Consider the following 15,488-nt stretch of genomic DNA (forward strand, 5'->3'; position numbering starts at 1 on the left):
ACATTTAATTTTAAACGAACAGGAAAACTGAAATGAACAAAAGGACGTTACTGAGTGTACTCATTGCGGGAGCCTGCGTGGCGCCACTCATGGCTCAGGCTGCTAACCTGAAGGAGACCAGCAGTGAGCCGTACACCATCAAAGCCAGCGATCTGGCGAAGAAAGAGAAGGAACTGACGGACTTCCCGCTGATGGCTTCGGTTAAAGAGACCATCCAGACGCTGGATAACGCGCAGGTTGAATTGATTGAGCCAGGCCGGGCGGCGAACCCGGACAACGTTAAACGCGTTGAAGGGATTGTGAAAGCCAGCGACTGGGAATATCTCTTCCCGCTGCGCGCGCAGGCCTATACCTACAGCAACTTCCTGAAAGCCGTGGGTAAATTCCCGGCGCTGTGTAAGACCTACAATGACGGTCGTGACAGCGACGCCATCTGCCGCAAAGAGCTGGCCACCATGTTTGCCCACTTTGCCCAGGAGACCGGCGGCCACGAAAGCTGGCGTCCGGAAGCCGAATGGCGTCAGGCGCTGGTCCACGTACGTGAAATGGGCTGGAGCGAAGGGCAGAAGGGCGGTTATAACGGCGAATGTAACCCGGACGTCTGGCAGGGGCAGACCTGGCCTTGCGGTAAAGATAAAGACGGCGATTTCCTGAGCTACTTCGGTCGTGGTGCGAAACAGTTGTCCTACAATTACAACTACGGCCCATTCTCTGAAGCGATGTACGGCGACGTGCGTACGCTGCTCGACAAACCTGAGCTGGTGGCGGACACCTGGCTGAACCTGGCGAGTGCGATCTTCTTCTTCGCCTATCCGCAGCCGCCAAAACCAAGCATGTTGCAGGTGATCGACGGTACATGGCAGCCGAACGATCACGATAAAGCCAACGGTCTGGTTCCGGGCTTTGGTGTGACCACCCAGATCATCAACGGCGGCGTTGAGTGCGGCGGCCCGACTGAAATTGCGCAGTCTCAAAACCGTATCAAGTACTACAAAGAGTTCGCGAACTACCTGAAAGTGCCTGTTCCGGCGAACGAAGTGTTGGGTTGCGCCAACATGAAGCAGTTCGACGAAGGTGGCGCAGGCGCCCTGAAGATTTACTGGGAACAGGACTGGGGATGGAGCGCGGATACTCCGGACGGCAAAACCTACTCTTGCCAGCTGGTGGGTTACCAGACCCCGTTCAGCGCATTTAAAGACGGTGACTACAGCAAGTGCGTGCAGCACTTCTTTAACGTGAAAATTGTTAACGACGAGGGTTCTTCCGAGACCCCGGACGAAACGCCGGTCACGCCAACACCGACGCCATCCGACGATGAAACGCCGGCACCAACCCCAACGCCGGATGAAACGCCGGTTGTGGTGAACCACGCGCCGGTTGCGCAGATTGCCGGTCCGATCGGTGCAGTGGAAGCGGGTGCGCAGGTTTCTCTGAGCGCCGAAGGCTCTACCGATCCAGATGGTAACACGCTGACGTATACCTGGCGTTCCCAGGATGGTCAGACTGTTACCGGTCAGGACAAAGCGGTTGTGACCTTTACCGCGCCAGAGTCTGCGACGGCGCAGCAGTATGAAGTGAGCCTGACCGTCAGCGATGGCGAACTAAGCAGCACCACGTCTTACCTGCTGAACGTGAAAGCGAAAGCGGCAACGCCATCCGGAGAAGATACGTCTTACCCGGCATGGAGCGCGAACAGCAAGTACAACGCCGGTGATATCGTGAACAACCACGGTAAACTGTTCCAGTGCAAACCGTTCCCGTACAGCGGCTGGTGTAACAATGCGCCGACGTACTATGAACCTGGCGCAGGTCTGGCATGGGCTGAAGCCTGGACGGCATTATAAACAGCAAACGGCAACCCCCAGGGTTGCCGTTTTAGTGTCTGCACCCTCTCCCTGTGGGAGAGGGCCGGGGTGAGGGCATCAGTCCGCACTCTCTGTTTTTTGCCGGGTGGCGCTGCGCTTACCCGGCCTACATGAGGCTGGAACGCTTACCGGTGCAACTTCCCGTGATCCCGTAACCACGCCGCCGTACGCACTATCCCTTCATCCAGCGATACAATCGGTTTATACCCCAGCTCGTTCTCCGCCCGCGAAATATCCAGCGTAAAATCAAAGTTGAGCTTCGACACACCGTAATGCGTCAGTGCAGGCTCTTTCGCCGATTTACTGCCAAAACGCTCCATGCTGCGGGCAATCATGTCCAGCATCGGGTAGGGAACGGAACGGATCCGGCAGTCGATCTTTAACTCGTCAATCAGCCTTTGCACAATGCTGCGCAGGGTACAGGGTTCGCCGTTGGTGATGTTGTACGCGCGGCCCGACACCAGCTTATCGCATTCCGGCTGGCTCGCCAGCCACATGGCGTGAACGGCATTTTCGTAATAGGTCATGTCCACCAGCGCATCGCCGCCGCGCGGTAACAGCACGCTGCCGTAGTGGTGCATCATCTGGGCCAGTCGCGGGATAAAGACTTTGTCGTGCGGCCCAAACAGGCTCTGCGGACGCAGCACGGTAAAGCGGGTGTGCGGGTTTGACTGGGCCAGCAGGTCGATCACCTCTTCGCCCGCCGCTTTGCTGCGGGCAAACTCACAGGCGAAGCGCGCCGGGCGGAAATCTTCCTGAATATCACGATGGTGGTGATAGTCGAAATAGAGCGACGGGGAGGAGATATGAATAAAGTTACGCACGCCCCAGGCGACGGCCCATTCGCCCAGACGACGCGTGGCGCGCACGTTGGCGAGATCAAAGGCTTCCTGGGTACCCCACGGAGAGGTAAAACTGGAGCAGTGCCACAGCGTATCGATACCGGCGAGCATCACCTTGGCCTGAGAGGAGACCAGCTCCGTCAGATCGGCATGGACAAATTCAGCGCCCATTTTTTGCAGGAGCTTACCCATCGCCTCATTGCGACCGGTGGCCCTCACGCTGATGCCTTTGTTGCGCAGAAACTCGACCGCATTTCGGCCTAAGCCGCTGGTCGCCCCGGTAACCAGTACCTTCATAACAATCCACTGTGTTGAAAAGAATTTCGTGCGCATTCTTTCGTGAATTACGATGTGTTGCAATGGGAAAGGTGAAAGATTAAGAGTTTTATTTAGTTATTTTCCCGCTTTTCTTCTGCCAGTTGCGCAATCCGTTTCGCCATTCCGCGGAAGATAAACAGGTGTGCCGGGATCATCAGCAACCAGTAAAACAGACCCGGCATTCCGTGAGGATGCCACCATGCCCGAACGTCCAGTTCACGATGGTCGCCGTTGTCCTTGAGGGTGAAGCAGAGCCGCCCCAGCCCCGGCGCCTTCATGCCAAACAGCAGCGCCAGCTGTTTTTCCGGCTCAACAATAATCACTTTCCAGCTGTCGACGGTATCGCCCACCTTCAGCCAGGGATGGGCAGGGCGGCCTTTTGCCAGCCGGTGACCGACCAGCAGATCCAGCGCGCCGCGCGTTTGCCACAGAATATTGCCGAAGAAATAGCGCTCTTTGCCGCCGATCTGGTTCACAACTTCCCACAGCGCTGCCAGGCTGGCCGTGGTTTTTACCGTACAGCCCGCCTGTTTCGGATAATAGCCGTACTCGGGCCGCCAGCGGGCAAACGCCTGCGCGTCATAACCCCAGTCGCTGGAGTTCACCAGCTTCTCTTCCTCTTTCAGCGTGTTGCGCACCGCGTCGTCAAAGCGGATGAGTTCCTGGGGAATTAAGGCGCGCAGCGCGAGATCGTCCGCCAGCAGATCGTGCTTCAACCCCTGGATAAGCGCTTTGGCGGTCGTCGGCGGCACGGAGGTGATCACATTCAAAAACCACACCGATATCCAGCGGGTCGGGAAGGGGATGGGGATCAGCCAGCGGTGGCGGCCACTCACCCGCATAAAATGTTCGAACTGCGCCTGATAGCTCAGCACTTCCGGACCTGCCGCCTCCAGCACGCGATGCTGCTCCGCCGGGTGATCCAGCAATGCCACCAGATAGTGGAGTAAATTCTCCAGCGCAATGGGCGTGGTGCGCGAGCGTACCCAGCGCGGCGGCGTCAGCACGGGCAGGTTGTAGACCATATCGCGCATCACTTCGAACGCGGCGGACCCCGCGCCGACGATGATCCCTGCCCGCAGTTCGGTAACGGGGATACGGGCGCTCCGCAGCGTTTCTGCCGTCAGCTGTCGGGCGCGCAGATGGTCTGACTGCTCGTGCTCAGGCGCCTGGAGCGAGCTTAAAAAAATCACCTGCTTCACCGGCGTTTGCAGCAGCGCATCACGAACGTTCATCGCCACCTGACGCTCGTGGGCGATAAAATCGCCGCCTTCGCCCATGCTGTGGACAAGGTAGTAAAGCGTATCGACCCCTTCCAGCAGCGCAGGAAGCGCTTTCGGCCAGCTAAGGTCAACGTTGTGACACGTCACGCCAGGCAAATGTAGCTTTTGCAGGCGTTCCGTGTTACGTGCCGCTGCCAGCACCTGGTGCCCCTGCTGGCTTAACGCAGTGGTCAGATGCTGACCGATATACCCGCTGGCGCCGAGCACCAGAATACGTTGCGGCACGGTATGCTCCTTAACGCTGTAAAAATGCCTGCCAGTGTTCCACCACCTCGGTCAGCTGCTCGCGGTTAACGTCAAGGTGCATCACCAGCCGTACGACCGGGGAGGCGTTAATCAGCACGCCTCGGGCTTTCATAAAGTCGCCCAGCGCGGCAGCATGCTCATCGCCGACGCGGACAAACAGCATGTTAGTGTCGTGACGCATGACATCAGCGCCGATTTCACGCAGCTGCGCTGCCATCCACGCCGCATTGTCGTGATCGTCTTTCAGGCGTGACACGTTATTTTTCAGGGCGTACAGTCCGGCAGCCGCCAGAATACCCGCCTGACGCATCCCGCCGCCGGTCATTTTGCGCCAGCGGTTGGCGCGCCTGATGTAGTCCGCGCTGCCAACCAGCAGGGAACCTACCGGCGTACCCAGCCCTTTAGAGAGGCAAATGGTGAACGAGTCGCAATATTGGGTGATCGCTTTCAGCTCGCAGCCGTACTCCACCACGGCGTTGAAGATACGTGCGCCGTCAACGTGCAGGCCGAGCTTACGCTCGCGGGTAAAGTCCCATGCCGCTTTCAGGTATTCGCGCGGCAGGACTTTACCGTTATGGGTGTTTTCGAGGCTCAGCAGTTTAGTGCGGGCGAAGTGAATATCGTCGGCTTTGATTTTCGCCGCGACTTTGTCCAGCGGCAGCGTACCGTCGGGTGCGGCATCGATCGGCTGCGGCTGGATGCTGCCAAGCACCGCCGCACCGCCGGCTTCGTACAGGTAGTTATGCGCCCCCTGGCCGACGATATACTCCTCGCCGCGCTCGCAGTGGCTGAGCAGCGCCACCAGGTTAGCCTGCGTGCCGGTGGGCAGGAACAGGGCAGCCTCTTTACCGCTCAGCTCTGCCGCATAGCGCTGGAGTTCGTTGACCGTCGGGTCATCGCCGTAGACGTCGTCCCCGACCGGGGCGGCCATCATCTCTTCGAGCATGGCGCGGCCCGGACGGGTAACGGTATCACTACGTAAATCAATCATTTCACATCCCTTTAATTTAAGAGGTCTTGTGAAATGTTTTACCTGAGCCAGTTGGTTTTTGCTAGTTCGATCACTTCGTCACCGCGCCCGCTGATGATGGCGCGCAGCATGTAGAGGCTAAAACCTTTGGCCTGTTCCAGCTTGATTTGAGGCGGGATCGCCAGCTCTTCTTTGGCGACCACCACATCCACCAGCACCGGGCCGTCGATGGCGAAGGCGCGTTGCAGGGCGTCGTCCACCTCTGAGGCTTTCTCCACCCTAATACCGGTGATACCGCAGGCTTCGGCGATGCGGGCGAAGTTGGTGTCGTGCAGTTCGGTGCCGTCCGTGAGGTAGCCTCCGGCCTTCATCTCCATCGCCACGAAGCCCAGAACGCTGTTGTTAAAGACCACGATTTTGAGCGGAAGCTTCATCTGCGCCACCGACAGGAAATCCCCCATCAGCATACTGAACCCGCCGTCGCCGCACATCGCCACCACCTGACGTTCCGGTGCCGTCGCCTTTGCACCCAGCGCCTGCGGCATGGCGTTGGCCATTGAGCCATGGTTGAACGACCCAAGCAGGCGACGTTTGCCGTTCATTTTCAGATAGCGCGCGGCCCAGACGGTGGGCGTTCCTACGTCGCAGGTGAAGATGGCATCGTCGTCGGCGAAGTGGCTGATCTGCTGCGCCAGATACTGTGGATGAATGGCTTTTTCGCTCGGTTTGGCGAGATCGTCCAGCCCCTTGCGCGCATCGCGATAGTCGCTCAGGGCTTTATCGAGGAATTTGCGGTCTGTTTTTTCTTCCAGCAGCGGCAGCAGGGCGGCGAGAGTGGATTTGATATCGCCGATAAGCGCCATATCCACCTTGCTGTGCGCGCCGATGCTGCCGGGATTAATGTCGATCTGGATAATTTTGGCATCCGTCGGGTAGAACGCGCGGTACGGGAACTGGGTGCCGAGCAGGATCAGCGTATCGGCGTTCATCATGGTGTGGAAGCCGCTGGAAAAACCGATCAGCCCGGTCATGCCGACATCGTACGGGTTATCGTATTCAACGTGCTCTTTCCCGCGCAGGGCGTGCACCACTGGGGCCTTCAGCTTGCCGGCAAATTCCACCAGCTCTTTATGCGCGCCGGCGCAGCCGCTGCCGCACATCAGGGCGATATTGCTGGAGTATCGCAGCAGCTGTGCCAGCTTTTTCAGCTCTTCTTCGGCAGGGGTAATGGTTGGCTGTGGCGCAGAGTACCAGTGGGTGGTGGCGGTTTCAGGTGCGGCCTTCAGCGCCACGTCCCCCGGCAGCACAACCACCGAAACCCCGCGATTCAGGATCGCCTTACGCATGGCTATCGCCAGCACCTGTGGGATCTGCTCCGGCGATGAGACCAGCTCGCAATAGTGGCTGCATTCACGGAACAGCTCCTGCGGATGCGTCTCCTGAAAATAGCCGCTACCGATTTCAGATGACGGAATGTGAGCCGCAATCGCCAGCACCGGAACATGGTTGCGGTGACAGTCGAACAGACCGTTGATGAGGTGCAGGTTTCCCGGTCCGCAGGAACCTGCACAGACGGCGAGTTCACCCGTAAGCTGCGCTTCGGCACCGGCGGCAAAGGCGGCGACTTCTTCATGGCGGGTGGGCATCCACTCAATAGTTTTCATCTTGTTAAGGCTATCGCTGAGTCCGTTCAGAGAATCGCCAGTGACGCCCCAGATACGCTTTACGCCAGCCTGCTCAAGGGTTTTCGCTATGTATGCAGCCACAGTTTGTTTCATGGTTGTCCGTCTCCTTTTTGTGATATCGCTTACAAGCTTAGAAGAAAGTCGCTGTATTGCCTGCTCAGTATTCCTTAAGTACAGGTGGTTTTTCTGCGCGACGCGCCGCCAGCGGGCTGAGGTTGGGGCGGGAGGAAGCGGGTTTGCAGACCCTTTTTTCCTGATGGTGCATAAGTTGTTGATTTTATATGGTTAGGCTGAAGGGGAATAAAAAAGGGGTTGGAGGGAGTTTTTGAGGTATTGGTTTATCAGACAAAGGGATAGATGTAGATTGCTTCAGTTCACTGCCGGGCAGGCAGCTTAGAAATCTTGCCTGATTTGCTCATGCCTTTAGCCACGGTTCACTGCCGTACAGGCCGTAGGCACAATGTAGGCCGGGTAAACGTAGTGCCACCCGGCAAAAAGCCCGGTGGCGCTGACGCTTACCGGGCCTACAGAGGTTCCAAAGGCAAATGCGCTGGCCTGCATGGGCAAAAAGCCCGGTGGCGCTGACGCTTACCGGGCCTACAGGGTTCCAAAGGCAAATGCGCTGGCCTGCATGGGCAAAAAGCCCGGTGGCGTTGATGCTTACCGGGCCTACAGGTGAACCGCGAAAGATTATGCGAGCACAAGATCGCCTTGCGGATGGCACGAACATGCCAGCACATAGCCTTCTGCGATTTCTGCGTCGGTCAGCGTCATGGTGCTGGTGACCGTGTACTCACCGGAAACCACTTTGGTCTTGCAACATCCGCACACCCCGGCGCGACAGGCCGCCGCCACCGGTACGTTGTTGCTTTCCAGCGCTTCAAGCAGCGTGGTGCCCACGCGGCCAAAGAAGGTCTGCGCCGGTTGCAGCTTCGTGAACTTCATCCCGCTGGTCGCCGCTTCCGCTACAGGCGTGAAGAACTGCTCTTTGAAGAAGCGGGTCACGCCGAGCGCTTTCACTTCTTTCTCCACGATCTCCATGTACGGCGCCGGGCCGCAGGTCATCACGATGCGGTTCGCAATATCCGGCACGCTTTGCAGCAGCTCGCGGCTCAGGCGCCCCGCGACAAAACCGTGCGTCGCGTTGTGCTCAGCCACCAGCGTCACCGGATAGTTGCGCCATTCTTCGGCAAAAATCACATCTTCCGGGGAACGAACGCTGAAAATCACCTGCACGTCGGCCTGAGGTCGGTATTTCGCCAGCCAGCGACGCATCGACATAATCGGCGTCACGCCACAGCCCGCCGCCAGCAGCAGGAATTTATCTTCTGTCTTGTCGTCACAGGTAAACTCGCCCTGCGCATCAGACAGCCAGATGTAATCCCCGCGCTTCACGTCCCGGGTCAGCCACTCGGATCCTGCGCCGTCATCAATACGACGAACGGTGAGCGTAATGTACTCGCTCACGCCCGGCGTGGAGGAGATCGTGTAGGCGCGCAGAGTATCCGCCGAATTACGCACGCTCACCAGCGCATACTGGCCCGCGCGGTACGGATAATAGTCATGGCACAGCAGCGACAGCGTCCACACATCCGGCGTCTCCTGATGGATGTGATGAACCTGCATCCGCCACGGACATTGTGAGGTTGGCATGGTCATGAGTTACTCCTTACGCGCTCAGCAGTTGCTTCATATCATCTTCAACGTTGGTCACAGAACGTAGACCAAATTTCTCGTTCAGGATGGCCAGCAGGTCCGGCGTCAGGAAGCCTGGCGCGGTCGGCCCGGTGACGATGTTGGTCACGCCGAGAGAGAGCAGGGTCAACAGGATAACGATCGCTTTCTGCTCGAACCAGGAGAGCACCAGCGACAGCGGCAGATCGTTCACGCCGCAGCCCAGTTTCTCTGCCAACGTGACCGCCAGAATGATGGCTGAATATGCATCGTTACACTGACCCGCATCCACCAGGCGCGGCAGACCTTCGATGTTGCCGAAGTCCAGCTTGTTGAAACGGTACTTACCGCAGGCCAGGGTCAGGATCAGACAGTCTTCCGGTACGCGGGTGGCGAAATCGGTGAAGTAGTTACGTTCCCCGCGCGCGCCGTCACAGCCGCCGATCAGGAAGATGTGACGCAGTTTTTCACGGCTGACGAGGTCAATCAGGGAATCCGCCGCACCCAGCAGGGTTTCACGACCAAAACCGACGGTGATGAGGTGCGGAATTTCGCTGTACGGGAAGCCTGCCATCTGCTGCGCCTGAGCGATAACCGGACCGAAATCGTCGCCTTCAAGGTGGCTCACGCCCGGCCAGCCGACGATGCTGCGGGTCCAGATACGGTCGTCATACGCGCCGACGGTCGGGTCGATGATGCAGTTAGAGGTCATGACGATTGGGCCAGGGAAGCGGGCAAACTCCACCTGCTGGTTCTGCCAGCCGCTGCCGTAGTTACCGATCAGATGCTTAAATTTACGCAGCTCCGGGTAGCCGTGCGCGGGCAGCATTTCGCCGTGGGTATAAACGTTAACGCCGGTGCCTTCGGTCTGCTTCAGCAGGTTGTAGAGATCTTTCAGGTCATGACCGGAGATCAGGATGCATTTGCCTTCGGTCGCTTTGACGTTGACCTGCGTTGGCGTTGGGTGGCCGTAGGTGCTGGTTTCACCGGCATCCAGAATGCTCATCACTTTGAAGTTCATCTGGCCGATTTCCATCGAGCATTCCAGCAGGGCGTTCATATCGGAAGGCCAGGTGCCCAGCCAGGCCATGATTTTGTGGTACTGGGCGTAAATAGCGTTGTCGTACTGGCCGAGTACGTGCGCGTGTTCCATATAGGCCGCAGCACCTTTCAGACCGTACAGGCACAGCAGGCGCAGGCCGAGGATGTTTTCGCCAATCGCCGCTTTGTCTTTATTGGGAGTAAATTCTGCGGCCTGACGCTGTAGCTCGCCCAGGTCGTCGCTCACCAGCTGTAGCTCCGCCATCGGGTTGTCCACGCGGGCGCTGGCGTCGGCATTCAGGCACTGCGCTTTCAGGGCTTCACGCAGGGCAATAGCTTCGCGGGCATAGCCCACAATGCGTGGAGAATCGAAGTTAACGTTGGTCAGCGTGGAGAAAAATGCGCGCGGCGCAAAGCTGTCGACATAGTGATCAACAATGCCATATTCACGGGCTTTGAAAGCCCAGGCGGACAAGCCTTGCAGCGCCGCAATCAGCAGATCCTGGAGATCGGACGTTTCTGCGGTTTTGCCGCACATACCCTGCGCGTAAGAGCAGCCGTTGCCTGCCGGGGTACGGATGGTTTGTTCACATTGCACACAAAACATAATCACACCTGTTAAAGTTATATTTGAGATACATGTTTAAGGTTATGCCTGTGCCACAGCAGAGAAAAGTGCTTTCTTATACTAAGTGGAGGGTTATTGATTTAGCGCAATTTTGGCGGCAGGTTCACTACCGCCAAAGCAGTATCAGGCTGAGAAGAACGCCATCAGAATGGGGACCAGCAGGCTCAGAATAAAGCCGTGTACGATGGCGGCAGGAACCATCTCCAGTCCTCCCGAGCGCTGTAACACCGGCAGGGTAAAGTCCATTGAGGTGGCCCCGCACAGGCCCAGCGCGGTAGAGCGGCTGCGGCGTACCAGGCCGGGGATCAGCATGATGGCTATCAGCTCGCGCGCCAGATCGTTAAAGAAGGCGGCGCTGCCAATCACCGGACCAAACGATTCGGTCAGCAGAATACCGGAGAGCGAATACCAGCCGAAACCGGACGCCATCGCCAGGCTGGTTTTCAGCGGCAGATCGAGAATAAAGGCGTTAATCACTCCCCCCGCCAGTGAGCTGGCCACAACGATAACGGCAACCATCATGCCCCGGCGGTTAAGGACAATCTGTTTCAGCGTCATGCCATTATTTCGCAGCTGAATACCAATCAGGAAGAGCAGGAAAATAAGCGTATATTCGCTGGCTTCCGTTGCGTGCTGTAAAAATGCCCAGCCGGTCAGCCCCAGTAAAAAACCGAGAACCACCACGCCGCATAGTTTTAATGATTCCAGCGCCATCGCAATACGGGAGGGAAGCTTTTCCTGATGGTGGTGATTTTTCCAGGGAATAGTGCGTTCCAGCCAGAACAGCGCAGCAATATTGCACAGCAGAATAACCACTACCGTAACCGCAGAATAATGCAGGATGGAAAGCAAGTTCGTCGCCAGATTATCCAGGAAGGCCAGGCTGATCCCCATAAAGAACAGAATGACGTAAACAATCCAGCTGAGAAAACGATTAATAAGCTTTAAGGCCGATTCATGACGCAGCGGAATAAGGTAGCCCACAATCAGGGGCAGAAGAATGATGAGGAGTCCTGAGAACATGAACAGCCGGTCCTTTTGAGTATCAGTTAAGCGCCAGAGACACTACCCAATAAAGGCTGTGAGGTAAAGCTACAAAAAAAGCCGGGTGGCGGCTGCGCCTTACCCGGCCTACAAAGTGCACACTAACGTAGGTCGGGTAAGCTTTAGCGCCACCCGACATTACAGACCGCACTTAATTAATCGCGTTTTTCCAGCAGGGTGCGATACAGCACGCCGCCCAGAATACCGCCGATAATAGGCATCACCCAGAACAGCCACAGCTGTTCAAGCGCCCAGCCGCCCTGGAAAATAGCCACCGCGGTGCTGCGCGCCGGGTTAACGGAGGTGTTGGTCACCGGAATGGAGATGAGGTGGATCAGCGTCAACGCCAGACCAATAGCGATGGGGGCAAAGCCCGCAGGCGCGTATTTGTCCGTTGCGCCGTGGATCACCAACAGGAAGCCTGCGGTGAGCACAATTTCAATCACGATGGCAGACAGCATCGAGTAGCCGCCTGGAGAGTGTTCGCCGAAGCCGTTCGACGCAAATCCGCTGGCCGCGGCGTCAAACCCGGCTTTTCCGCTGGCAATTACGTACAGCACCGCCGCGGCAATAATACCGCCAATAACCTGGGCAATAATATAGCCAATAATATCTTTCGCCGGGAAACGTCCGCCCGCCCATAATCCTAATGTGACGGCCGGGTTGAAATGACCGCCGGAAATATGCCCCACGGCGAATGCCATGGTTAATACAGTTAAACCGAATGCCAGCGCGACGCCGACAAAGCCAATACCTAATTCCGGAAATGCGGCTGCCAGTACTGCGCTACCGCAGCCACCAAACACCAGCCAGAATGTACCAAAGCATTCTGCCGCTAATTTTCTGAACATAACCACCTCAATAATAAACGTCCGCGCCCATTCCTGCGCGCGGGTTATATCGCCATAAAGGGATGACGACTCAAAGAGCCAGTATTTTGAAACCATCAACATCCCTTCGCCACTCAAATAAATTCACTAAATTTGATTTAAGGCAATGTGATGTCAATCCTTGTTCAGATCGGAGGTAATAAGAGCATAGCCCAATAATTAAGGGGGCGTATATTCTGCTGTCGTGACCCACAGCCTGCCGCTATACTGCTGATAACTTGAAGGAAAAAGTGGCCGAATTGCGGGGGATGTATGCTACTCGAACGTGTGGAGATTGTCGGGTTTCGCGGGATTAACCGCCTGTCGCTGCAACTGGAACAGAACAACGTCCTGATAGGCGAAAATGCCTGGGGTAAATCCAGCCTGCTGGATGCCCTGACGCTGCTGCTTTCGCCCGAAGAGAACTTGTACCACTTCGTTCATGATGACTTCTGGTTTCCGCCAGGGGATGTCAACGGACGCGAGAAACACCTGCATATCATTCTGACCTTCCGCGAATCCGAGCCCGGTCGCCATCGCGTGCGTCGTTTTCGCCCTATGTCGCCCTGCTGGGTGCCCTGTGAAGATGGTTTCCAGCGTATTTTCTATCGCCTTGAGGGCGAAATGGCGCAAAACGACGGGGTGTTAACCCTGCGTGAATTTCTTGATGAGAAGGGAAATCCGATCCCGCTCGATAATATTGACGAGCTTGCCCGCCATCTTATCCGCCTCTCCCCCGTGCTGCGCTTACGAGACGCGCGCTTTATGCGGCGGATCCGTAACGGCACCGTGCCGAATATGCCCGAGGTGGAGGTGACCGCCCGCGAACTGGATTTCCTCGCCCGTGAACTGGTCTCACGGCCGCAGAACCTCACCGACGGCCAGATCCGTCAGGGACTGTCTGCCATGGTGCAACTGCTGGAGCACTATTTCTCCGAGCAGGGAACGGGGCAGGCGCGCCACCGTCTGATGCGTCGCCGCTCGCACGATGAACAACGAAGCTGGCGCTATCTCGATATTATCAACCGCATGATCGACCGCCCCGGCGGGCGCACGCATCGGGTGATCCTGCTGGGATTATTCTCCACGCTTTTACAGGCGAAAGGGACGGTGCGCCTGGATCGGGACGCGCGCCCGCTGCTGCTGGTGGAAGATCCGGAAACGCGGCTGCACCCGATTATGCTTTCCGTGGCGTGGCATCTTCTTAATTTGCTGCCGTTGCAGCGAGTCACCACCACGAATTCCGGAGAGCTGCTCTCTCTGACGCCGGTGGAGTATGTCTGCCGCCTGGTGCGTGAATCGTCGCGGGTCACCGCTTACCGGCTCGGGCCCGGCGGGTTAAATGCCGAAGATGGCCGACGAATTGCGTTTCATATCCGTTTTAACCGTGCCTCTTCCCTGTTTGCCCGCTGCTGGTTGCTGGTGGAAGGGGAAACGGAAACCTGGGTGATAAACGAGCTGGCTCGCCAGTGCGGACACCACTTTGACGCCGAAGGGATCAAAGTGATCGAATTTGCTCAGTCTGGCTTAAAACCGCTGATCAAATTTGCGCGCCGGATGGGGATAGAGTGGCACGTACTGGTGGATGGCGATGAGGCGGGTAAAAAATATGCGGCGACCGTGCGCAGCCTGCTCAATAACGATCGTGAAGAGGAGCGGGAACATCTGACCGCGCTGCCTGCGATGGACATGGAGCACTTTATGTACCGCCAGGGATTTGACGACGTCTTTCACCGTGTGGCGATGATCCCGGTAGATGTGCCCATGAATATGCGCCGGGTGATTGCCAAAGCTATCCATCGGTCGTCAAAACCGGATTTGGCCATTGAAGTTGCGACGGAAGCGGGCAGGCGAGGCGTGGAGTCGGTGCCCACGCTGCTGCGTAAAATGTTCTCCCGCGTCCTCTGGCTGGCTCGCGGGAGGGCCGATTAACGGGCAGTCGCCTGCGAAACCTGTTGGATCAGGCTATCAAGCAGGGCATAGCGGCGGCGGTATTCGGACCGTTTTTTACTCGCAATTTCTTCCATCGGTTTGCGTGGCATGGTCAGTGGCAGGGCAAAGTTGCCGTTATCCTGCTGCTGTCCGCCAAGGGAGCGCCAGAAGCTGTCATAGTCAGCCAGCAATTTTCCCTCTTTTTTCTTGCGATAGCGCCAGCTGCGGTAGATGTGGGTGGCGTTACTCACCGCGAGGATCTGCTCGACCGGGAAGGCGCCTGCCAGCGTCATGACCGCTTCAACCAGCAGACGTTTTGGGAACAGTCCGTGACAGGCTTTGGTCGCCAGCTGAATGTGCTCGTGCGGGACATGCGCTTTCGCCCCCTGCATTCCGCCGATGAAGAGCGTTGGCTTGCCCTGGTATGTGCACAGCGTAAAGGTCAGCTCGGCCAGCACCGTGTTCTGGTGGTCGCAAAAAGTGAGGGTCGCTTCCCCTTCTTTGTCCAGAAACGCATCCGCGCTCAGGCGAACGCTAAACTGCTGCTCCTCTTTGCCCGTTAACGTCACCAGCATAATGCCCTGGCTGGAGAGGTAACCGTTCAGCAGCGACGCCGGAAGATGGCGGCTCATCATCTCATAGTGATCGTTCAATGCGTCCAGCGTACTCTGACGGCCCATATTGACGGTCAGCCACGGCCGGTGCAGGCGGCACGGCAGGCCGGGCTGCACGCGCAGGATCTGCATCAGACGGGGCTGTTTTGCAAGGTTTCCGAGCAGGCGCGCAGTGGTGAACGGCGTTGCCAGCGAGCGCAACATAAACTTACGTCGATAGGCCGGATTTTGCCACGCCAGCCCCGGCGTGAGGGAACCCGATGCCAGGCTTTTAAACAGTTGCCAGCCCGATTTAGGCTGGGGCAGCGTTGAATAAGGTGTATCGACGATGGAAGACATGTTAGATCCTGCTTCTGGTGGAATATCGCTATTTCAGCAGGCGCTTTATCAACATCGGGTAAACAATTCCCGACGATTACGGGGATCGGGGGTTTCGTTGAGGAGTGGTTTAGATAAAATCAACGGTGATGATAGCCA

The 15,488-nt window shown here is 57.3% G+C and carries 12 protein-coding genes; 2 read left to right on the plus strand and 10 right to left on the minus strand.

The window, feature by feature from the left end; all coding sequences use genetic code 11:
- Window positions 1-32: 32 nt before the first annotated feature.
- Window positions 33-1,844: a glycoside hydrolase family 19 protein gene (locus ACQG0T_RS07395; RefSeq protein WP_017693713.1), complete on the plus strand. Its 1,812-nt coding sequence runs from the start codon at window positions 33-35 to the stop codon at window positions 1,842-1,844.
- Window positions 1,845-1,990: 146 nt separating this feature from the next.
- Here the strand turns inward: ACQG0T_RS07395 and ACQG0T_RS07400 are convergent, their stop codons facing one another.
- From ACQG0T_RS07400 to aqpZ, 9 genes are all read right to left on the minus strand, one after another.
- Window positions 1,991-3,004, minus strand: a complete 1,014-nt coding sequence (locus tag ACQG0T_RS07400; protein WP_017384852.1) for an NAD-dependent epimerase/dehydratase family protein — start codon at window positions 3,002-3,004, stop codon at window positions 1,991-1,993.
- Between the two features lie 92 nt (window positions 3,005-3,096).
- Window positions 3,097-4,533 (minus strand): SDR family oxidoreductase, encoded by a 1,437-nt coding sequence (locus ACQG0T_RS07405; RefSeq protein WP_023303382.1) that lies wholly within the window; start codon window positions 4,531-4,533, stop codon window positions 3,097-3,099.
- 10 nt (window positions 4,534-4,543) lie between these two features.
- Complete coding sequence (gene ltaE / locus ACQG0T_RS07410) at window positions 4,544-5,545, minus strand: low-specificity L-threonine aldolase (protein ID WP_023296208.1); 1,002 nt, start codon at window positions 5,543-5,545, stop codon at window positions 4,544-4,546.
- Window positions 5,546-5,583: 38 nt separating this feature from the next.
- Window positions 5,584-7,302, minus strand: a complete 1,719-nt coding sequence (gene poxB / locus ACQG0T_RS07415) for a ubiquinone-dependent pyruvate dehydrogenase (RefSeq protein WP_017693711.1) — start codon at window positions 7,300-7,302, stop codon at window positions 5,584-5,586.
- Between the two features lie 330 nt (window positions 7,303-7,632).
- Complete coding sequence (locus tag ACQG0T_RS07420; protein WP_154294646.1) at window positions 7,633-7,770, minus strand: hypothetical protein; 138 nt, start codon at window positions 7,768-7,770, stop codon at window positions 7,633-7,635.
- 129 nt (window positions 7,771-7,899) lie between these two features.
- On the minus strand, window positions 7,900-8,868 hold the full coding sequence (gene hcr / locus ACQG0T_RS07425) for an NADH oxidoreductase (protein ID WP_017384848.1): 969 nt from the start codon (window positions 8,866-8,868) through the stop codon (window positions 7,900-7,902).
- Window positions 8,869-8,878: 10 nt separating this feature from the next.
- Window positions 8,879-10,531 (minus strand): hydroxylamine reductase, encoded by a 1,653-nt coding sequence (hcp, locus tag ACQG0T_RS07430; protein ID WP_017384847.1) that lies wholly within the window; start codon window positions 10,529-10,531, stop codon window positions 8,879-8,881.
- A 144-nt stretch (window positions 10,532-10,675) separates the two neighbouring features.
- Complete coding sequence (locus ACQG0T_RS07435; protein WP_015570988.1) at window positions 10,676-11,575, minus strand: lysine exporter LysO family protein; 900 nt, start codon at window positions 11,573-11,575, stop codon at window positions 10,676-10,678.
- Window positions 11,576-11,751: 176 nt separating this feature from the next.
- On the minus strand, window positions 11,752-12,447 hold the full coding sequence (gene aqpZ, locus ACQG0T_RS07440; RefSeq protein ID WP_026080729.1) for an aquaporin Z: 696 nt from the start codon (window positions 12,445-12,447) through the stop codon (window positions 11,752-11,754).
- A 291-nt stretch (window positions 12,448-12,738) separates the two neighbouring features.
- Here aqpZ and ACQG0T_RS07445 point away from each other — a divergent pair, with 291 nt between their 5' ends.
- Complete coding sequence (locus tag ACQG0T_RS07445) at window positions 12,739-14,397, plus strand: ATP-dependent endonuclease (RefSeq protein ID WP_017693708.1); 1,659 nt, start codon at window positions 12,739-12,741, stop codon at window positions 14,395-14,397.
- On the opposite strand, the gene ACQG0T_RS07450 is transcribed toward ACQG0T_RS07445, so the two are convergent.
- Window positions 14,394-15,350 carry a VirK/YbjX family protein gene (locus ACQG0T_RS07450; protein ID WP_032671228.1) on the minus strand — a complete coding sequence of 319 codons (957 nt, stop codon included), beginning with the start codon at window positions 15,348-15,350 and terminating at the stop codon, window positions 14,394-14,396. The two genes, ACQG0T_RS07445 and ACQG0T_RS07450, sit on opposite strands and share 4 nt — an antisense overlap.
- Between the last annotated feature and the right edge of the window lie 138 nt (window positions 15,351-15,488).

The sequence above is a fragment of the Enterobacter cloacae complex sp. 302F9 genome (assembly GCF_050030335.1).
GTDB classification, from domain to species: Bacteria; Pseudomonadota; Gammaproteobacteria; order Enterobacterales; family Enterobacteriaceae; genus Enterobacter; species Enterobacter hormaechei_C.